This is a genomic window from Promicromonospora sp. CA-289599, from assembly GCF_050936155.1.
GTDB lineage: Bacteria > Actinomycetota > Actinomycetes > Actinomycetales > Cellulomonadaceae > Promicromonospora.
Genome location: NZ_JBNJNI010000001.1, coordinates 188,332 through 207,309 on the forward strand (window position 1 = coordinate 188,332; position 18,978 = coordinate 207,309).

The 18,978-nt window shown below is 70.3% G+C and carries 18 protein-coding genes; 5 read left to right on the forward strand and 13 right to left on the reverse strand.

From position 1 onward, the window contains the following. Window positions 1–3: 3 nt before the first annotated feature. From secF to ACQEVI_RS00830, 10 genes are all read right to left on the reverse strand, one after another. Complete coding sequence (gene secF, locus ACQEVI_RS00785; RefSeq protein WP_432893691.1) at window positions 4–1,095, reverse strand: protein translocase subunit SecF; 1,092 nt, start codon at window positions 1,093–1,095, stop codon at window positions 4–6. After that, window positions 1,095–2,969 carry a protein translocase subunit SecD gene (gene secD, locus ACQEVI_RS00790; protein ID WP_432893693.1) on the reverse strand — a complete coding sequence of 625 codons (1,875 nt, stop codon included), beginning with the start codon at window positions 2,967–2,969 and terminating at the stop codon, window positions 1,095–1,097. The genes secF and secD overlap by 1 nt, the downstream gene beginning before the upstream one ends. An 81-nt stretch (window positions 2,970–3,050) precedes the next feature. Then, window positions 3,051–3,482, reverse strand: a complete 432-nt coding sequence (yajC, locus tag ACQEVI_RS00795; RefSeq protein WP_432905737.1) for a preprotein translocase subunit YajC — start codon at window positions 3,480–3,482, stop codon at window positions 3,051–3,053. 245 nt (window positions 3,483–3,727) lie between these two features. Then, window positions 3,728–4,324, reverse strand: coding sequence for a hypothetical protein (locus ACQEVI_RS00800; RefSeq protein ID WP_432893695.1), 597 nt, complete (start codon window positions 4,322–4,324; stop codon window positions 3,728–3,730). Between the two features lie 242 nt (window positions 4,325–4,566). After that, the gene (ruvB, locus tag ACQEVI_RS00805; RefSeq protein ID WP_432893697.1) at window positions 4,567–5,625 is read right to left on the reverse strand and encodes a Holliday junction branch migration DNA helicase RuvB; all 1,059 of its coding nucleotides are present in this window, start codon (window positions 5,623–5,625) and stop codon (window positions 4,567–4,569) included. Then, window positions 5,618–6,247, reverse strand: coding sequence for a Holliday junction branch migration protein RuvA (gene ruvA, locus ACQEVI_RS00810; protein ID WP_432893699.1), 630 nt, complete (start codon window positions 6,245–6,247; stop codon window positions 5,618–5,620). Before ruvA ends, ruvB begins: the two co-directional genes overlap by 8 nt. Before the next feature lie 163 nt (window positions 6,248–6,410). Then, complete coding sequence (gene ruvC / locus ACQEVI_RS00815) at window positions 6,411–6,977, reverse strand: crossover junction endodeoxyribonuclease RuvC (protein ID WP_432893701.1); 567 nt, start codon at window positions 6,975–6,977, stop codon at window positions 6,411–6,413. A 64-nt stretch (window positions 6,978–7,041) separates the two neighbouring features. Further along, on the reverse strand, window positions 7,042–7,803 hold the full coding sequence (locus ACQEVI_RS00820; protein ID WP_432893703.1) for a YebC/PmpR family DNA-binding transcriptional regulator: 762 nt from the start codon (window positions 7,801–7,803) through the stop codon (window positions 7,042–7,044). An 83-nt stretch (window positions 7,804–7,886) separates the two neighbouring features. Next, on the reverse strand, window positions 7,887–8,522 hold the full coding sequence (gene pdxT / locus ACQEVI_RS00825) for a pyridoxal 5'-phosphate synthase glutaminase subunit PdxT (protein ID WP_432893705.1): 636 nt from the start codon (window positions 8,520–8,522) through the stop codon (window positions 7,887–7,889). Between the two features lie 22 nt (window positions 8,523–8,544). Next, window positions 8,545–9,087 (reverse strand): NUDIX hydrolase, encoded by a 543-nt coding sequence (locus ACQEVI_RS00830; protein ID WP_432893707.1) that lies wholly within the window; start codon window positions 9,085–9,087, stop codon window positions 8,545–8,547. Window positions 9,088–9,394: 307 nt separating this feature from the next. On the opposite strand from ACQEVI_RS00830, the gene ACQEVI_RS00835 reads away from it, so the two are divergent. Beyond that, on the forward strand, window positions 9,395–10,201 hold the full coding sequence (locus tag ACQEVI_RS00835) for a lysostaphin resistance A-like protein (RefSeq protein WP_432893709.1): 807 nt from the start codon (window positions 9,395–9,397) through the stop codon (window positions 10,199–10,201). Between the two features lie 32 nt (window positions 10,202–10,233). Here ACQEVI_RS00835 and hrpB read toward each other — a convergent pair whose 3' ends face one another. Next, on the reverse strand, window positions 10,234–12,753 hold the full coding sequence (hrpB, locus tag ACQEVI_RS00840; protein WP_432893711.1) for an ATP-dependent helicase HrpB: 2,520 nt from the start codon (window positions 12,751–12,753) through the stop codon (window positions 10,234–10,236). Window positions 12,754–12,882: 129 nt separating this feature from the next. Between hrpB and ACQEVI_RS00845 the strand changes: the two genes are divergently transcribed. Beyond that, window positions 12,883–13,668, forward strand: coding sequence for a LuxR C-terminal-related transcriptional regulator (locus ACQEVI_RS00845; protein ID WP_432893713.1), 786 nt, complete (start codon window positions 12,883–12,885; stop codon window positions 13,666–13,668). A 138-nt stretch (window positions 13,669–13,806) separates the two neighbouring features. Beyond that, the gene (locus ACQEVI_RS00850; protein ID WP_432893715.1) at window positions 13,807–14,358 is read left to right on the forward strand and encodes a hypothetical protein; all 552 of its coding nucleotides are present in this window, start codon (window positions 13,807–13,809) and stop codon (window positions 14,356–14,358) included. 65 nt (window positions 14,359–14,423) lie between these two features. Here ACQEVI_RS00850 and ACQEVI_RS00855 read toward each other — a convergent pair whose 3' ends face one another. Then, the gene (locus ACQEVI_RS00855; protein ID WP_432893717.1) at window positions 14,424–14,900 is read right to left on the reverse strand and encodes a hypothetical protein; all 477 of its coding nucleotides are present in this window, start codon (window positions 14,898–14,900) and stop codon (window positions 14,424–14,426) included. A 109-nt stretch (window positions 14,901–15,009) separates the two neighbouring features. On the opposite strand from ACQEVI_RS00855, the gene ACQEVI_RS00860 reads away from it, so the two are divergent. Then, complete coding sequence (locus ACQEVI_RS00860) at window positions 15,010–15,870, forward strand: hypothetical protein (protein WP_432893719.1); 861 nt, start codon at window positions 15,010–15,012, stop codon at window positions 15,868–15,870. A 93-nt stretch (window positions 15,871–15,963) separates the two neighbouring features. Next, window positions 15,964–16,128, forward strand: a complete 165-nt coding sequence (locus ACQEVI_RS00865; protein WP_432893721.1) for a hypothetical protein — start codon at window positions 15,964–15,966, stop codon at window positions 16,126–16,128. 79 nt (window positions 16,129–16,207) lie between these two features. Here ACQEVI_RS00865 and ACQEVI_RS00870 read toward each other — a convergent pair whose 3' ends face one another. Further along, window positions 16,208–18,808 (reverse strand): glycoside hydrolase family 48 protein, encoded by a 2,601-nt coding sequence (locus ACQEVI_RS00870; RefSeq protein ID WP_432893723.1) that lies wholly within the window; start codon window positions 18,806–18,808, stop codon window positions 16,208–16,210. Window positions 18,809–18,978: the final 170 nt, after the last annotated feature.

An 18,978-nucleotide genomic window follows, 5' to 3' on the forward strand; every position in this document is an offset into this window, starting at 1 on the left:
AGCCTACCGGCGACGCTTGGGCTGAGCGGTATGTCCCTGGTGATGCCCGGGAACCAGCTGCGCGGAACCGGACGCCGCAGCGGCCAGCATGCTCTCGTCGGCACCCTCCGCCGCGAGACCCGCACGCAGGTCCATGACCTTCTTGGTGTGCGCGGCGATCTTGGGCTCGCCCTCGCGCAGCGCCACGTCCAGCGGCGTCGCGAGGAAGATGGACGACGTCGCGCCCACCGCGATACCCACGAACAGCGACAGCGAGATGTCCTTCAGCGTACCGGCGCCCAGGAGGAAGCCACCGACGAAGAGGATGCCCGCGACCGGCAGCAGCGCCACCACCGAGGTGTTGATGGACCGGACCAGCGTCTGGTTCACCGCGAGGTTGGCGCGCTCGGCGTAGGTGCTGCGCGTCTGCTCGGTCAGGGCCACGGAGTTCTCGCGGACCTTGTCGAAGACGACCATCTTGTCGTAGAGCGAGAAGCCCAGGATCGTCAGGAAGCCGATGATCGTCGACGGCGTGACCTCCCAGCCGATCAGCGCGTAGACGCCGGCCGAGACCAGGACGTCCAGGAGCATCGCGACGATGGCGGCCACCGACATGCGCCACGCCCGGAAGTAGACGGCCATGAAGACCGCCGCGGCGATGACGAACACGACGGTGCCCCAGAGGGCGCGCATGCTCACGGACTCGCCCCAGGTGGGACCGATGAAGTTCGCCGTGACCTCCGACGTCTCCACGCCGTACGCCTCGCCCAGCGCGTTCTGGAGTGCGGTGGTCTGGTCGTTGTCCAGCTGCGAGACCTGTACCCGGACGCCGTCCCCACCCACCTGGGTGACGTGCGGCTCATGGCCGGGCGCCACCTCGGCGACGGTGTCGATCGCGATGTCCTGGTCCGTGTTGGACGTACCCGAGACCGTGAACTCGGAACCACCGCGGAAGTCGATACCGAGGTTCAGGCCCTGGAACACGAGGATGAGGATCGACGCGACCGAGAAGAGGCCGACGATCGAGAACCAGACCCGCCTCTTCTGGATGATCGGGTAGGACCGACGCCCCGTGTAGAGGTCGTTGCCCCACTGGGCGAAGCCGCCGCGAGCCATCAGTGCTTCTCCTCGTTCTGAGCCGCTTCGGCGGCAGCCTTGCGCTCGGCGGCACGCCGCTCCGCGATAGTCATCCTGCGGCCGTCCTCGGCGACACGGGGCGCCTTGCTCACGGACTGTGCCGAGACCAGCTCACGCTCCCGGTCCGGCGCGTCGGCGACGGGGGCAGAGGCGACGGCGGACTGCGGTCCGGAGAACTGACCGGCGCCCCGGTACCGCGGCGCGACGTCCAGACGGTCGGCCGAGAGGCCCGACGCCTTGTGGCCGTCACGGAAGAACGGCACCTTGGCCAGGAGCTCCATGACCGGGTGGGTGAACCAGATGACCACCATGACGTCGATGATCGTGGTCAGACCGAGCGTGAACGCGAAGCCGCGCACCCCGCCGACGGTCATGAAGTACAGGATCACCGCGGAGAGCAGGTTGACCGCCTTGGCCGCGTAGATGGTGCGGCGCGCACGGAGCCAGCCACGCTGGACGGCGAGCCGCAGCGAGCGCCCGTCACGCAGCTCGTCACGGATACGTTCGAAGTACACGATGAACGAGTCCGCCGTGAAGCCGATGGCCACGATCAGACCGGCGATACCCGGCAGGGAGAGGCGGTAGCCCATCCCCCAGCTCAGGAGCGCGATCACCACGTAGGTCATCGCACCGGCCACGACCAGCGACAGGACGGTCAGCAGACCGAGCGTGCGGTACTGGAAGAGCGAGTAGACGACGACGAGCGCCAGACCGATCAGACCGGCGAACAGACCGCGCTGCAGCTGCTCGGAACCCAGCGTGGCCGAGATCGTGTTCTGCCCCTGGACCTCGAAGGTGAGCGGAAGCGAACCGAAGCTCAGCTGATTGGCGAGCGTGGCGGCCGAGTCGCGGGTGAAGGAGCCGGAGATCTCCGGACGGCCATCCGTGATGACGACGCCAGGGCTGAGCGAGGGTGCCGAGATCACCATCCCGTCCAGTGTGATCGCGAACTGGTTGCGGGGGGTCTCCAGCGTGTTCAGGCGCGAGGTGGTCTCGCGGAAGACCTCGGTTCCCTCGTTGTTGAGCTCGAGCTGCACCGCCCACTCGTTCGTGACGGTGCCGTTCGACCCGGCCCGCAGACCCGAGCTCGCGCTCGTGATGCTGGTTCCGTCCACCTCGACCGGGCCGAGGATGTACTTGGCGGCACCGCTGGCGTCGCACGTGACGAGCAGCAGGTTCGGGTTGTCGCCACCGCCGCCCTGGAGGTTCTTCGGGTCGGTGCAGTCGAGCGCGTCGAACGCGGCCTGGACCGACGGCGTGATCTGCGCCAGGTCGGACGGGTCCGTCGCGGACTCGATCGCCTTCTCCTGCTCGGCGATCTCCTCCTTGGTCGGCTCGGCGGCTGCGGCGTCCTCGGCCGCGGCGTCCTCGGCCGCGTCGGCACCGTCGCCGGACGCGGAGGGGCTCGCCGAGGGCTGCACGGTCGGGACCGGGCTGCCGATCGTCAGGACCGGGCGGAACTTCATCTGCGCCGCCTGCGAGATCAGCGCGACGGTCGCCGCGTCCACCTCGCCGGGGATCTCGACGACGATCTGGTCGCTGCCCTGGGCGGCGATCTCGGCCTCGGTGACGCCATTGGCGTCAACCCGCTGCCGGATGACACCGATGGCCTCTTCCATCGCCTCCGGGGTGATCTCGGATCCGTCGGAGGTGACGGCCTTCAGGACGACCTGGGTACCGCCCTGCAGGTCAAGGGCCAGGCCAGGGGCCAGGCTCGCTCCGTCAGGATTGTCGCTCGACTTTCCGTCGAACTGCCAACCAGCCAAGAGGGCGCCGAAGGGCAGCAGGATCGTCAAGATCGTCAGGAGCACGATCGTGCGAACCGGCCGCGAGCGCCGGGTGTCAGTCGCCAACGTCTGTCTCTTCTCGTGTGCGCACCGGGATACGTCCGGTGCGGGTTCGGCGCCGCCCGGGGTTACCGGACGGCGCGGCCGTCACTTACCGTCTGCTTCGGCGTCCCGCCGCTGCTGCTCCTGGTACTCGCGCTTGGCGGTGTCCAGCTCAGACAGGTCGTCGGGAACGTCCTTCGTGTCGGGGCTGATCGTACTTGCCGTTTCGCCCTCTGTTGTGACTTCGGACTCATCGGACGCGTCGTCGGTGTCCGCGTCGTCGGCGAGGGGCTCCTCGATCTTCTTCGAGATCGCGGCACGGAGCCACGTGGTGGGGCTGCCCGGGAAGGACTCGATGGTCACCTGGTCGGTCTCGTCATCGACGTCGATGACGGTGCCGATCATGCCGGAGGCGGTCATGACCTTGGTCCCGACCGTGAGGTTGTTTCGGAACTCCGCGGCCTCGCGCTGCTGCTTGCGGGTGCGGGAGGACATGAAGAACATCACCACGAGGAGGATCGCGACGAGAATGAGCATTTCCACGGTAAGGGTCCCTGTTCGATTGCGGTGTCGGATGAGCAGCGCTCGTATGTCGCGCACGTTCGACGAGGATCCAGCCCAGTGTAGTGCCGGGGCCGGATCCTCGGGCGCCCCCGCGGGGAGCGCCACGTGATCAACGTCAGGGCTCGGGCAAAGTTCCCGGGCCGCACGACACGCAGACGCAGCCCGAGACGCGGAACGTGTGTGCCCTCGCAACACATGGGCACACACGTTCCAGCGGATCAGATAGGACCAGACCAGAACCCCGTCCAACCGAAGACAATGTTGTAGGTTCTCGCCCTTGCGGCAGGGTAGGCCGCCACGTTGCCCCAGTTAACCGTCACATTGCCCGCGGTCCCACAGCCAGCGTTGTACCACGTGCGAGATCCGCTCGTGTTAAAGCCACGTACCTGAAGGCAAGCAGAACCCTCGGACGCTGCGTTGGTGTTCCACTCATAGTATGCCTTCAACCCCGGACGCCCGAGGAGGGCAGTCTGGCACCGCGACTCACCGCTCCAAGCGCCACCCGGCAGAGCGCCGATCAGGATGCTGTGGCACCGCGCCGCAAGCTCTAGAGCCCTCCGCTCCTGCCCTTCCACCAATTGCCCGTTCGGGTAGTAGAACAGCGTGCCCGGCCGAATGTCGTCGGCGATCTTGACGTCCGACTTCTGCATCACCTCGGGCAGCGACACGATTACCTCGCGCGAGATGTGCGGGTTCGCCTTTGCGACCGGCAGGTTCTTGTAGCCGTCATCCGCAACAGCGGGGGCTGGGATCGCAAGGGCAGAGAAGCCCAGGACCAGAGCAACCAACATGACTGAAACAGATCTCGTTCTCATAGACCCTCCTCCATCGCCGGCGCCGGCCCGTCCGACACCGAAGATCAGGATCCGGCGACATGCCCCCGTGACACTGACAAGCACGCAACAGCCATACAACCAGCCGCCACCCAGAAGGGTGCGGATCCTTCACCGGAAGGACTGTATGTCATTTTGCTTACCCAAGCGAGAAGATATCTGAGCTCTGGCGAGCTTTCATCTACTGTTGACAAGACATGTTTTACTCTCGCAGTGACTGATCTTTACCCTTCGCTCGACACCGGAGGTGTGAGTCCCAGGTGCTCCCATGCCGCGGGGGTCGCCACGCGACCCCGCGGGGTACGCCCGATCAGGCCCTCGCGCACGAGGTAGGGCTCGGCGACGGTCTCCACCGTCTCGGCCTCCTCGCCCACGGTCATGGCCAGCGTGGACAGGCCAACGGGCCCGCCGCCGAACCGGGTGCACAGTGCGGTGAGGACCGCGCGGTCGAGCCGGTCCAGGCCGATGGGGTCGACCTCGTAGACCTCGAGCGCGGACCGCGCGGCGTGCAGGTCGAGGCGTCCGTCGCCGCGCACCTGCGCCCAGTCGCGCACGCGGCGCAGCAGGCGGTTGGCGATGCGGGGGGTGCCACGGGAGCGGCCGGCGATCTCGTGCGCCGCCGCGTGCTCCAGGTGCACGCCGAGCAGCCCGGAGGAGCGCAGGATCACGCGCTCCAGCTCCTCGGCCGAGTAGTAGTCCATGTGGCCGGTGAAGCCGAAGCGGTCCCGGAGCGGGGCGGGCAGCAGGCCGGAGCGGGTGGTCGCGCCGACGACGGTGAACCGCGGCAGTGCCAGCGGGATCGCCGAGGCACCGGCGCCCTTGCCGACGATGACGTCGACCCGGAAGTCCTCCATCGCGACGTACAGGAGCTCCTCGGCGGGGCGGGCCAGGCGGTGGATCTCGTCGATGAACAGCACGTCCCCCTCCTCCAGCGAGGACAGGACGGCGGCCAGGTCGCCGGCGTGCTGGATCGCGGGGCCGCTGGTGAGCCGCATGTGCGCGCCGAGCTCGGCCGCGATGATCATGGCCAGCGTGGTCTTGCCGAGCCCTGGCGGCCCGGACAGGAGGACGTGGTCGGGCGGGTTGCCGCGGGCGATGGCCGCCTGCAGCACCAAGGAGAGCTGGTCACGTACCACCCGCTGGCCCACGAACTCGTCCAGGCCCTTGGGCCGCAGCGCGGCCTCGGCGGCGCGCTCGATCTCGTCGGCGCTCGGGGCGACGATCCGGTCCCGCTCGCCGGTCGTACCCGTGCCGGTGGTCGAGCCCGCCGAGACCTCAGCCACGGTGTCCTCCCAGCAGGCGCAGCGCGGCACGGAGCGTGGTCGCGACCTCGTCGGCCGCTATCGCGTCGGTCCCGGCGTCGGCGAGCACCTTCGCCACGGCGTCGTCGGCCTGCTTGGCGGGCCAGCCGAGGCCCGCCAGGGCCTCGACCACGCGCTCGGAGTGGTCGCCCGCGTTCGCGGCGGGCTCGGCCACCGGGCCGACGCCCGTGAGCGCCTCCGACGGCGGCCCGAGCCGGTCCCCCAGCTCGAGCACTATGCGCTGCGCGCCCTTCCTGCCGATGCCCGGGACCCGGGTCAGCGCGGCGAGGTCCTCACCCGCGACCGCCCGGCGCAGCGCGTCCGGGGTGTGCACCGCGAGCATCGCGAGCGCCAGGCGTGGCCCGACGCCGGACACTGTCTGCACCACCTCGAACACGTCGCGCTCGTCGGGGTCGCCGAACCCGTACAGCGTCATCGAGTCCTCGCGGACCACCATGCTCGTCGCGACGCCGGCCGTCTCGCCGACGCGCAGCGTGGCCAGCGTGGTGGGCGTGGCGTGCACGAGGTAGCCGACGCCGCCGACGTCGACCACCGCGCGGTCCAGGCCCACATGGGCCACGGTTCCCGTCAGCGAGGCGATCACGGGGTCCCCCTTCTCGGGTCGTGGATGGGGCCTCGGTGATCCAGCTCGTCGAGGCCCACTCGAACAGTCGTGCGACGACCCTAACAAGCCGGACCACCCGGTCCCTCGCACCACGCCGCCGTCGGCATCTGCCCGCACCCCTGCCCGGCCGAGCCTGGCACGGCTAGCGGCGGGGGCGCTGCTTCGCTGCCTGTTCCGCAGCGGCCCAGGCGCGCTGCGCCGGGGTGAGCTCGTGCCGGTCGCCGCCCTGCAGCGCTCCGGCGGGGCGCCACAGGTGGCAGACGGCGAGGGCCAGCGCGTCGGCGGCGTCGGCGGGTCTCGGTGCCTCGTCGAGGTCGAGGATGCGGGTGATCATCGTCGTCACCTGGGCCTTGTCGGCACGGCCGGAACCGGTCACCGCGGCCTTCACCTCCGACGGCGTGTGCAGGGCGACGGGGACGCCTCGGCGGGCCGCGGCCACCATGGCCAGGCCCGCCGCCTGGGCGGTCCCCATCACCGTGCCGACGTTGTGCTGCGCGAACACCCGCTCGACCGCGACGACGTCGGGCACGTGCTCGTCGAGCCACATGTCCAGATTCTCGGCGATCTTGAGCAGCCGCAGGTCGGTGGACAGCTCCGGCTCGGAGCGGATCACCCCGACCGCGACCATCCGCGCCCGGCGCCCGGGCAGGGAGTCCACCACACCCACTCCGCACCTGGTCAGGCCCGGATCGACCCCTAGTACGCGCATGGCGTCAGGTTCTCATGACGCCGGGCAGGGTCTCGACAGGCTCGACCAACGGCTACCTTCTAGGTCACTCCTCTTCGTCGAGGGCGGCCATGACCTCGTCGCTCGCGTCGAAGTTCGCGAAGACGCTCTGCACGTCGTCGCTGTCCTCGAGCGCGTCGATGAGGCGCATGATCTTGCGAGCACCCTCGACGTCCACCTCGACCTGCATGGAGGGGTGGAAGATCACGTCGGCGGAGTCGTACTCGATGCCGGCTTCCTGGATGGCCGTACGCACCGACACCAGGTCGGTGGCCTCGGTCAGGACCTCGATGACCTCGCCCTGGTCCGTCACGTCCTCGGCGCCGGCGTCGAGAGCGGCGAGCATGACCTCGTCCTCGCCCACGCCGTCGGCCTTCGGGACCACGATCAGGCCCTTGCGGGAGAAGAGGTACGACACCGAACCCGGGTCCGCGAGGTTTCCGCCGTTGCGGCTGAACGCCAGGCGCACCTCGGAGGCCGCGCGGTTCTTGTTGTCGGTGAGGCACTCCACCAGCACGGCGATGCCGTTGGTGCCGTAGCCCTCGTACATGATGGTCTGGTAGTCGACGGCGTCGGCGCCCTCGCCCGAGCCACGCTTCAGCGCGCGGTCGATGTTGTCGTTGGGGACCGACGACTTCTTCGCCTTCTGGACCGCGTCGAACAGCGTGGGGTTACCGGCGAGGTCGCCACCACCCGTGCGCGCCGCGACCTCGATGTTCTTGATCAGCTTCGCGAAGAGCTTGCCGCGCTTGGCGTCGATCGCGGCCTTCTTGTGCTTGGTCGTGGCCCACTTTGAGTGACCTGACATGCCTCTACCTGACTCCTTGCTTTTCCGATGGCTTTATTGACTTCGGGTTTCAATACGGGGTCGAACGGTAGCGGGGAAAGCGCTCAGCCGCCCGCAACCATGCCGACGAACAACCCGTGCACTCGTGTGTCCCCCGTGATCTCGGGGTGGAAGGCGGTGGCGAGCAGCGGACCCTGCCGTGCTGCGACGATCCTACCGGCGGCCGCCACAGGACGGCCCTGCGTATCCACGGCGGGGATGCGCGCCAGCACCTCGACGTCGCGCCCGGCCTCCTCGATCCAGGGGGCGCGGATGAACGCGGTACGCACAGGCCCGCCGCCGTCGACGTCGGGGATGCCCACGAGGTCGAGGTCGGTCTCGAACGAGTCGACCTGCCGCCCGAACGCGTTGCGCCGCACGACCACGTCCATGCCGCCGACTGTCTGCTGGTCGGCGGTCCCGTCCAGGATCCGGTCGGCGAGCAGGATCATCCCCGCGCACGACCCGTACACCGGCAGACCCTCCTTGATCCGGGTCTGCAGCAGGTCGCGCAGCTCGAAGATGCGCAGCAGCTTGTCGATGGTCGTGGACTCCCCGCCGGGGAGCACGAGCCCGTCGACGGCGGCCAGCTCGGCCGGGCGCCGGACGGACACGGCGTGCGCGCCCACGGACTCCAGGGCGGTCAGGTGCTCACGGACGTCGCCCTGCAGGGCGAGGACGCCGATGGTCGGTGTACTCACAACTATTCATTCTACGTGCGGCTCAGTCGTCGAACTGCTCGCCCAGGTGCCGGACCTGTCCGTCCCAGCCCGCCACGAGGTGGTCGACGACGTCGGGCAGCTCGGGTGGGAACACCTCCAGCGGCTGGTCGCGCAGCTCCGCCGCCGTCAGCCAGGCCAGCTCGTCGAGCAGCTCCCGCTCGGCGGGGGTCCAGCCGACGTCCGTCATCTCCACCGCCTCCGGCGTCCGCGCGAGGTAGAAGACCTCGTGCTGACGGCACGTCTCGGCGAAGAACTCGAAGATGCCCGTCCGCGTGAGCACCGGACCCACCAGGTCGCCCACGTCGAGCGTGATGCCCACCTCCTCGTGGAGCTCCCGCAGCGCTGCCCGCTCGGGCGTCTCCCCCGCGTCGATGCCGCCGCCCACCGTGAACCACCAGGACCGTTCGGGCTGGTTCACATCGTGCGAACGCACCACCAGGACCCGGCCCTCGGCGTCCAGCAGGATGACGCGAGCCGCCGAACGCTCCCGGATCCCGTCCGGTGCCGGGACCCAGTCGTCCCCGAGGGCAGAGGTGATGGACATGCGGGTCAGGATAACCGGGGCGGTCTCGGCCAGGTGGTGTGCGCCACCTCACGGCCCCGGGGCTTGAGCCCGACGCTACGTCAGGGTCTGGAATTGCTCAGGCAAGCACCCATCACCCGATCGCGGCAGAAGAGGACGAAGCAGCGTGCGTTCCAACCACCGTTCCGACCACGGAGACAAGAAGGCCCTGGCCACCGGGCCTCACCAGGCATCAGTTCCACCCGGGGTGGAGTACCACCGGGTACTGGCGGGAGAGAGACGTCACGTCGGTCGCGGCATCCTTGCCATCGCACTTCTCGTCGGGGGCATGTTCGCCTTCATCTTCGCCTTCTACTATCTCGGCGCCTGGGTCGACGGGCTCCTCTCGCCGGGCGGGCCGGACGACGAGGGCCGGGTACTCACCCCGGTGGCGCATGCCGCCAGCCTGATCGCTACCGCACTGCTCGTGCCGTGGAGCATGGTCCTCCAGCGCTGGCTCTACGGAGTGCGCGGCGCATCGCTGACCTCGGTGGTCTCTCGCTTCCGCTTCGGCCTGTTCGGGAAGGGGCTGCTGGCCGTCGGCCCCACACTGCTGATAGCACTCGCGATCTCGGAGCACGTGACGCCCTACCGGACCACCGAGTGGCTGCAGAGCGACGTCATCTGGCTGCTCGTCGCGAGCTTCCTGCTGGTGCCCCTGCAGTGCGCGGGCGAGGAGTACGGCCTGCGTGGACTGGTCTTCCGCATCGCGGCGAGCTGGGGGCGCGGCCGCACCACGTCACTGATCCTGGGCATCGGCGTGTCGTCCGTGATCTTCTCCGCGATCCACACCACGGGGAATCCGATGTGGAACCTCTTCTACGTCATCTTCTCCGTGACCACGGCGTTCATCACCTGGCGCACCGGTGGGCTCGAGATCGCGATCGTGCTGCACGCAGTCGTGAACACGCTCACGTTCATCTTCTGGATCGCGCTGAACGCCGACCTCGCCGAGCGGCTCGACCGTTCCGCGCCCGTGAGCCCCAGCCTGGTGATCGCGAGCAGCCTCGTGTTCGTCGGCGCGGCGGTGGTGGTGTGGCTGCGCACCCGGCGTTCAGGGCCGGCGACGACGCCGTCCGGCCTGCTCGAGCAGTGACCCCGATCGAGCACTGACCAGGGCTGCCCGGTTCACCGGCGTGGTTTCACTCGTCCGGTCGGGACCGCCGTGAGCGGATCCTCCGGCCACGGATGGCGGGGGTAGCGAGCGCGCAGGTCTGCACGGACCTGGGGATAGGCCTGCTTCCAGAACGAGGCGAGATCGCTCGTGATCGCGACCGGGCGCTGTGCCGGCGACAAGAGGTGCAGGACGACCGGGACCCGACCGTCCGCGACGGTCGGGGTCCTGGTCCAGCCGAACACCTCCTGCAGCTTCACCGGGAGGACCGGCGGCTCGACGCCGTCGTACGCGAGCCGTACCTGCGAGCCGGACGGGACCCGGAGCCGCTCCGGTGCGAGCTCGTCGAACCGGGCCGCCGCAGGCCACGGCAGCAGTCGCCGAAGCGCCGAGGCCACGTCGATACGGGCGAGATCGCGCGCACCGCGCACCGAGGCGAGCTCGCTGCCGAGCCAGTCGTCGAGACCGGCCAGCAGCGCTTCGTCGTCGACGGCGGGCCACGGGTCGCCGAGGTGGGCGTGGCAGAACGCGAGCCGCTCCCGGAGGGTGAGCGCGGCCTCCGACCAGCGCAGCACGGACAGCCCGCCGCGCCGGATGCCGTCGCGGACGGCCGCCTGGACGAGCAGCGGGTCGGGCTTCGCCAGCGGCAGGTCGCTGAGCACGATCGCGCCGAGCGTCTCGACCCGTCGCGTCACGATCCGGCCGTCGTCCCAGCGGATCTGGCCGGTCGTCGAGACGAGGTCGCTCGCCACGTCCCGGGCCGTGGCCTCCTCGATCGGCGCCGCCGAACGGATCCTGGCGTCGGCGCGGCCCGGGGCCCGGTCGGCGACCGCGATCGCCAGCCAGGTGGTGGTCCGCAACGGCGACTGTGGATCCAGGGCCGCACCTGTACCACCGGCCATCTGGTAGGTCGCCGAGTCGGTTCCCCGAGCCCGCGCGATCCGGTCCGGATACGCCAGCCCCACCACGATCCCCGCAGCGAGGTCGTCCGGCACTCCGCGCGGCTCCCGGCCGGACGGCGCGCCCGACAGCCGGCCCGTGCCCCGACCGAGGCGCTTCACCTCTTCGCGCCAGCGGGCCGTGGCTCCGCGGTCGTCGCCACGGCGCAGGGCCCTCCAGCGAGCGGGCAGATCGTCGCCGGAGCCGCGGGCGGAGTCGTCCGAGAGCATCGCGACGACCTCACGCGCCCGGTCGGCGCCGACGCGCGGCGCGCCGTCCAGCAGCGCGCGAGCGAGACGGGGGTGCGCCCCGATCGCCGCCATCCGCCGGCCACGAGCGGTGATCCGGCCTGCGTCGTCCACGGCGCCGATCCGGCCCAGCAGCTCGGTCGCCGCTGTCATCGCCGCGACCGGCGGTACGTCGAGCAGGGTCAGACCAGCACCAGCGGGCGCACCCCATGCGGCGAGGTCGAGGGCGAAGGCCGCCAGGTCGGCGATCGCGATCTCCGGCGCCGCATGATCGTCGAGGCGCCCGTGGTCGGTGGCGGACCAGCACCGGTAGACCCGGCCGGGCGCCTCCCGCCCGGCGCGACCCGCCCGCTGGTCGGCCGACGACTTCGAGACCCGGCAGGTGACCAGCGTGCCCAGGCCTCGGGACTGGTCGGTGCGCGGCTCCCGGGCCAGACCCGAGTCGACGACGACCCGGACCCCTGGCACGGTCAGCGAGCTCTCCGCGACCGACGTCGTGACCACGATCCGCCGGGTGGCGGACGGCGCCAGCGCGCGGTCCTGCTCGGCCCGGGACTGGCGGCCGAACAACGGCAGGACGTTCTCACCGGCCAACCGGCGCGCCACACCGTTGATCTCGGCCTCCCCCGGGACGAACACGAGGACGTCGCCGTCGTTCTCGGCCAGCGCACGCCGGACGACGGCGGCCACGTGGTCCAGCAGGCGCGGGTCGACCCGCCCACCGGGCAGCAGCGGCGCGGGAACCGGCGGCGGCGCCCACTCGACGGCCACGTCGAACAGTGCGGCGGTCGCGGTGATCACGGGGGCCGGGACGTCCGTGCCCAGCGCGCGGCTCAGCCGGACGGTGTCCGCCGTGGCCGAGGTCGCGACGATCGCCAGGTCGTCCCGGAGGTTCGACCGGACGTCGACGCAGAGCGCGAGCAGCAGGTCGGCGTCGAGGTGCCGCTCGTGGCACTCGTCGATCACGATCGCGGAGACGCCCGGCAGCTCCGGGTCCTGCTGCAGACGCCGGACGAGGAGCCCCGTCGTCACCACCTCGACCCGCAGTCCCGTGCCGCCGCTGCGCTCACCGCGCATCGCGTAACCGATCCGCTGCCCGAGCGGTTCGCCGGCCAGCGCCGCGAGGCGGGTCGCGGCCGCGCGGGTCGCCATCCGGCGCGGCTCGGCGACGAGGATCGTGCCGCCCAGCGCGTCGGCCAGCGCGAGCGGCAGCAGCGAGGTCTTGCCCGACCCGGGCGGCGCGACCAGCACCGCCGTACCGCGCGACCGGACGGCGTCGACCATGGCGGGCAGGACCGCCCGGACGGGCAGGTCCGCCCCCGGCACCGACGGTTCGGGTAGCAGCACGCCCCGACGCTAGCCGATTCCAGGAGGGCTGCCCGACAACTTTCCTGTCCCGACGCGCGTCGTTCTGTTAGAAACGTCCACGAGGCGGTACCGGGCTTTCGACCGCCGCAGAGGGCATGAAGGGGACCGATGAACCAGCGCGCGCTGCTCAACATGGATTTCTCCGCGTACCTGGACTCGGGAAGGTTCCCCCTACCGGGACGGCTACGGGTGCTCGACCAGCTGGCTCGGCTCCAGACCGAACGCTCACGGGTCAGCCGCGCCATGGAGCGCGGCCAGCGGGTCGCCGCGCGCTTCGTCGGCCGCGGCACGATCAGCATCAATCGGAACATGGCCCTCGAGGTGCCGTCCTGGCGGACCCTCGAGTCGATCCGTAACTCGGGCACCATCGGCCAGCTCGCCGTGAGTCTCCCGAACAACACGACCGTGATGGAGAACGGCCTGCGCATGACCAGCATCTGGCACTTCGACGGCCTGGACCCGGAGGTGCGGCTGGTTCTGTCCGCCGAGGATCCGGCGGCGTACTACTTCGGCTACGCACCGGTGCAGATGAAGATCATCGACGATGCGGAGGTGTTCCTCGACGGACCGACGATCCGCGGCGAGCCGACGGTGGTCGCCGTACGGGACGCGGCCTGCCTGGATGCCGCCCGCGGCTACTGGGAGGCGGTGCGCAGCACGATGTATCCGTGCGCTGCCGAGGCTCCGGTGGTCGACATCTTGTCGGAGCGCCAGCGGCGCGTCGTCACGCTCATGCTCACGTGCCCGTCGGACGAGCAGATCGCCCGGCGGCTCGGGGTGAGCGTCCGGACGGTGCGCACCGAGGTCGCGGCGGTCCTCGACCTGCTCGACGCGCCGACGCGGTTCGTGGCAGGTGTCCGGCTACGGGAGTACCTGAGCGCCGTCACCGCCTGAACGGCGTCTGCCGAACCGGCTTCGCCGCGGGAGCGCACGTTGCAGGTTGCTGCAACGTGCCGACGGCGGGCGGCGGCACGATGGCGCCCGTTCGTTCCCCGAACAGCGGGGACGCACTGAGATACGAGGAGCAACACCATGCGGATCATCCGTCCTGTCGCAGCCGCGATCGCCGTCCTCTGTTCTGCCTTCCTGCTCGCCGCTCCCATGGGCGCGGCCCAGGCGCAGCCCGCCACGGAGACGCTCACCATCGACGAGGTACTGGCGAAGGAAGCGGCGGCCGGCGAGATCGGTACCCAGGCCCAGACCTTCTACTACTGCGCGGTGCTCGACGGGACGACCGGTTGCAAGAGCGGCTACCCGGTCGGCAGCGGGCTCGTGGTCGCCCGTCTCTACCAATACAGCAACTTCAACGTCACCCGGCACGGCGTCGAGGGATTCCAGATCGTCATCTACAACCCGCGGTACTCCGTCGGCTGCACCAGCGGCACCGGGGACAACGAAGGACGCTTCACCATCAGCGCGGCGAATCGGAACAAGATCAACTCGGTGAAGACGTACCACGGCTGCGACGTGAAGCTGTACAACGGCACCAACTTCACGGGCAGCTCGACGCCCTTCATCGACCAGGCCGCAAACCTGAACGTGTACGGCTTCAACAACAGCGCGGAGTCGGTCAAGATCTCCTGAGCTCCCCGCAGCGCCGGGACGCCCCGTCGCCCCGGTCGGGGCGACGGGGCGTCCCGGCGCTGCGGTCAGCTACGCGGGCAGATGTACACCGACGGCGTGGTGACCCAGTCCCCGCCCACGGAGCCGTTCCGCAGCCACTGCACGTAGGCCTGCGCCCGGACGAGCTTGCGCGCCGAGGAACCGCACGACCACGAGGTGGTGCGCGCGATGTCCTGGACTGGTTCCCAGTTGTCCGCGGGGAACTTGTCCCGGAGGTTCAACCAGGTGCCGCCGTAGTTGTACTGGAGGCGGACCTCGATGACCTGGACGCTGTAGTTGTTCCCGTTGGCCTTGTCGGCAACCCGGGCATGGGCGTTGAAGACCCCGGGGGACGACATCTCCACGTTGGCGCAGCGGAGGATCTGGTCGCCGGCCTGGTTTCCCTCGCATTTGTGCGCGATCTGCGTCGCCGCCGCTGCCGGCGAGGCGACGAGCATGGTCATTCCCAGAGTCACGCCGAGTACCGCGGTCAGCATGCGCTTGATCTGTCGGTTGATTCGCATGACCGCAGTGAAGTACGCGGGCCGGGGAGCAGGTTGCAGGATCCTGCAGGCCGGCGATGTGGCGACAGCTCGGCGCGGGGCGTTCCCGGACCTGCAAGGATGCGTTCTCGTGAACCACCTGCTGGACCTCGGGTCCCGAAAGTTCTGGCGACTGGTCGGCAGGCGTGTCGACCTCGCCACGGACCACTCGTGGTTGCGCGCCCCGATGAGCAACTCCTCCACGGTCGGGGACGGCTGGCTCGCCGCCGAGGCCGAGCGCCACGGTGGCACGGTCGACGACGGCGCCGCGCCGACGGACCCGGCAGCAGCGCCGGGCCTGCTTCCAGCGATGACGGTCCTCGACGGACCCGGGTTCGACGCGTCCCGGCTGGAACCGCGGATCCGCGACTTCTACGAGCACACGGCCGCCTGGCACATGGAGGTGTGGACCGGGTGGTCGCCGCTGTTCTGGCCGGCGGGTGAGCTGATCGCGCGGGTGTTCGGCCGCCGGATCGAGCAGCTGTCCCTCCCGATGCGCCCGCTCGACGTCGCGCACGGGATGGACAGCCGGGTCCGCGTGCTCCGCGACCGGGACGGCGAGCAGGTCGGCGCCGCGTGGCTGCGGACGCTCCGCCCCTCGGGCCGCTACGTGTTCAGCGGCTGCTACTCCGCGCGCCGGCTCCCCGGCTCGGCGGGGCCGAGCGTGCACGTCGCGTTCCCGCTCGAGTCCGGCAACGTCCAGGTGTTCCTGCGCCCGGTCGTCACCGACGAGGGTGGACTCGTCCTGGAGTCGCCGCCGGGACGGTTCGGGCAGGACGGCGCGTACGTCGTCGTCCACGACGGCGGACGGGACTTCGCGGCGCGCGTCCCGCTCCACGAGACCTTCCGCCTGTACACCGACCCGTACGGTGTGCTCCGTACCGACCACGAGCTGCGGATGTGGCGCACCTGGATGATGCGTCTCCACTACAAGATGGAGCCCGCCCGATGATCCACACCTTCCACCTCGCCGAGCTGCCGGCGGCCGCGACGGCACGCGCGCTGCTGCGGCCGTCGTCGAGCACCACTGTCCCCGGACTGGACCATGGTGCACGGCCGCTCCGGCGTCCCCGCGGACCGGCGGCACGCGGACGCCATGGTCGAACGCCGGCGCCGGGACTTCCACCACGAGTTCGCGACGTTCCGCTTCCGCCCGCTCGCGGAGCACGGCACCTGGGAGGGCCGGACGGGAATCGTTCCGCCGCGCTGATCGCCCCGACGAAGATGGAGGTGGCCCGCGGACACGACGTCCGCGGGCCCCTCCGTCGGCGATCTGTCACCGACTCCGCTCAGTCAGCCGTACAGGTCACCGGCACCGACGACGGCGCGGTGCCGTTCCCGGTGAACCCCACCTCGGTGGACGCCCCGGCAGCGAGCGACCCGTTCCAGCCGACGTCGGACACGGTCACCGACGAGCCCGACGTGCTGAACTGCCCGTTCCAGCCCTGCGCGAACGACGCCGGTGCCAGGTCGAACCTCGCGGTCCAGCCGCCGATCGCAGCACTGCCCGCGGTGATCCGGACGGCCGCCTGGAAGCCACTGCCCCACTGGTTCACGACGGTCAGCGCGCCCGTGCAGCCACCCGGCTCGACGACCGGGCCGTCGTCGGTGGTCGCCGTGACCGCGCCGGACGGCGGCGAGACGTTGCGCGCGGCGTCGTACGCCCGCACCGTGTACGCGTACGCGGTCTCCGGGTCCAGGCCCGTGTCGGTGTACGACGTCGTGCTCGAGCGGGCCACGACCGCGCCGTCCCGCAGCACCTCGTAACCGGTGACGCCCACGTCGTCCGTGGCGGCGGCCCACGTCAGGGAGACGGAGGACGCCGTCGTGCCGGTTACCTGAAGACCGGACGGCGCCGTCGGCGCCTGCGTGTCCGGCTCGCCGGCGCCGTCACCCAGGAGCCGGTCGTAGTCGGCCATCGCCGTCGCGACGGCGACCTGGGCCCAGAACCGGTGGTAGGTGAACTGCGGCGCGTCACCGCCGTCCAGGTACTCCTGGACCTCGGGGAACATCGGGTCGTCCTGGTAGAACGACCGGATGTCGAGGAACGACACCCCGGGCTCGACCACGTCACCGTTCGGGTTCGTACCCGACCAGCCCGGCGGCACGTAGGTGCCGTTGCCACCGGGAGTGATCTCGTCGTCGAACCGGCCGTAGTCCGTGCGGGTCTCCACCGTGGCGACCCCCATGGCATCGCTGTCCTGGGCCCACATGGCGTCGAGCAGGGCACCCGCCTCGTCGGCCGCCTGCTCGTCGCCGGACGCGGCCGCCCAGTAGATCAGCGTGCGGGCGAGAGCACCCGCGACGCCGACGTCCTGCCCGTGGTCCGTCACCTCGACGTGCAGCCCCGCGTTGCTGCCCGGGTCCGCCGGGTCCCACGTGTCGGGCTGGCCGGACCACGACAGCGTGGACGGCACCTCCCAGGTGGTGTCGGTGACGGTGATCTCCGACAGCACCCACGGCACCCACTTCTCCAGGATGGCCTCGGCCCGCGCGTCACCCGTCTCGTGGTAGAGCTGCGCGATCCGTTCCATGCCCCAGCCCTGCATACCGATCCACTGGTTCGACGGCGGGTCCTCGTACACCGGGTCCTCGTCGTAGACCATGCCGTAGAACGTGCTGGCACCGGCCGGATGGGCGCTGTAGTCGCCGCCGACGCTGTTGGTCGCCCCACCGGCGATCCCGCCATCGGAGGACTGCAGCCACTGGAAGAACTCGATCTGCCGGTCCAGGCTCTCCGACCAGTCGTCCTGCGCGGTCGGTGACGCCGGGACCAGGTCCGGGTCCGTCGACAGCGCGTGCGCCGCGAGCGGGTTCTGGTAGCCGAAGTGCGCGTGCGACGACCCGATGCGCCAGGCCCACGGGCCGGACGTGTCCAGCGCGCCGCCCCACGCGTAGTACCAGGACAGCAGGTAGTGCGCCGAGCTCCGGCCGCTGCCCGCCGGGCACGACGTCGACTCGCAGCCGGGCTCCTTGAAGTACTTGTCGAACAGCGCGTAGCGCAGGTAGTCGCCCATCTTGGACGCCTTGTCGACGGTGCCCGCGATCTCGTCGCCCGCACCCTGTGCCTCGGCGAACTGCTTGGCCCAGTACACGGCCTCGATGGCGCGGGCGTCGGCGTCCGGGGCATTGGTGTACTTCCACTGCTTCGCGTAGCTCGCGTCGCCCGTGAACAGGTCGAGGTAGCCGTTGGGCCCGCCGTAGGTGAAGTCGTCGATCGACGGCTGCGGGATGGTCTCCCACACCGACTCCTGCGGACCCCGCTGGAACGTGTTGATGTACGAGGGGCCGGGGTGGTCTGGTCCCTGCAGGGTCGACGAGCCCGGCGCCGCGCCGAAGCCGTAGATGTTGTCGACGTCCGACAGCCAGTGCATGCCGTAGACCTCGGACGTGCCGTACGTCTGCCGCAGCTCGGAGCCGATCGGGTCCGAGCCGACGGACACCCCGGTGTCGAGCTGAGACGGGTACTCGCTCGGATGGTCGTGCTCCGGAGCGTACGTCGCCGGGTCCGCCGGGTTGTAGGCGCCGTTCGTCGGCTGGTTCTCCGTCGTCGGGATCATGTTGTCCTCGAGCGTGTCCCAGGCCTGGTTGAACGGGTCCCAGTCCCCCGTGACCTGGCCGTACGACGCCTCCAGCCAGAGCCAGAAGCTGTACGCCTCCGACGTCGTCTCGTGCCCGTAGTCCGGAGCCTCGACCATCAGCGTCTCTGCTGCGTGGTACGGGATCCCCTGCGGTGAGAAATAGCCGTTCGCCGGGTCGTGGAGCTTGTCGTACATCTCCAGGAACCGGTCGGTGTACTCACCGGCCACCGCGAGCGGCGCGACAGCGGCCGCGCCGCCGCTGTCGTCCTGGGGGGCGACGCCCGGCAGGACGGCGCTCGCAGGCGCCATCATGCCGATCGTCGCCAGAGCCGCGACACTGAGCGTCGCGATCGTCGCGGCTGTTCGCCGCCGTCGTCTCGGGCTCCTCGGAGCCGCTGGGTCTCGGTGCATCCCGTGCATCCCGTGCATGGCGGGCCGCCTTCCTTGGTCGGTGCACATGGCCGACGCCTCGGCGGGCC

Excerpts from the sequence above, each read along its gene's own strand:
- ACQEVI_RS00820 (WP_432893703.1), bottom strand. The coding sequence starts at position 7,803 with ATGTCAGGTCACTCAAAGTGGGCCACGACCAAGCACAAGAAGGCCGCG.
- ACQEVI_RS00870 (WP_432893723.1), bottom strand. The coding sequence starts at position 18,808 with ATGGCGCCTGCGAGCGCCGTCCTGCCGGGCGTCGCCCCCCAGGACGAC.
- ruvC (WP_432893701.1), bottom strand. The coding sequence starts at position 6,977 with ATGCGCGTACTAGGGGTCGATCCGGGCCTGACCAGGTGCGGAGTGGGT.
- ACQEVI_RS00855 (WP_432893717.1), bottom strand. The coding sequence starts at position 14,900 with ATGCGAATCAACCGACAGATCAAGCGCATGCTGACCGCGGTACTCGGC.
- ACQEVI_RS00835 (WP_432893709.1), top strand. The coding sequence starts at position 9,395 with ATGTTCGCCTTCATCTTCGCCTTCTACTATCTCGGCGCCTGGGTCGAC.
- secF (WP_432893691.1), bottom strand. The coding sequence starts at position 1,095 with ATGGCTCGCGGCGGCTTCGCCCAGTGGGGCAACGACCTCTACACGGGG.
- ACQEVI_RS00865 (WP_432893721.1), top strand. The coding sequence starts at position 15,964 with ATGGTGCACGGCCGCTCCGGCGTCCCCGCGGACCGGCGGCACGCGGAC.
- ACQEVI_RS00830 (WP_432893707.1), bottom strand. The coding sequence starts at position 9,087 with ATGTCCATCACCTCTGCCCTCGGGGACGACTGGGTCCCGGCACCGGAC.
- ACQEVI_RS00845 (WP_432893713.1), top strand. The coding sequence starts at position 12,883 with ATGAACCAGCGCGCGCTGCTCAACATGGATTTCTCCGCGTACCTGGAC.
- ACQEVI_RS00800 (WP_432893695.1), bottom strand. The coding sequence starts at position 4,324 with ATGAGAACGAGATCTGTTTCAGTCATGTTGGTTGCTCTGGTCCTGGGC.
- ACQEVI_RS00850 (WP_432893715.1), top strand. The coding sequence starts at position 13,807 with ATGCGGATCATCCGTCCTGTCGCAGCCGCGATCGCCGTCCTCTGTTCT.
- yajC (WP_432905737.1), bottom strand. The coding sequence starts at position 3,482 with ATGCTCATTCTCGTCGCGATCCTCCTCGTGGTGATGTTCTTCATGTCC.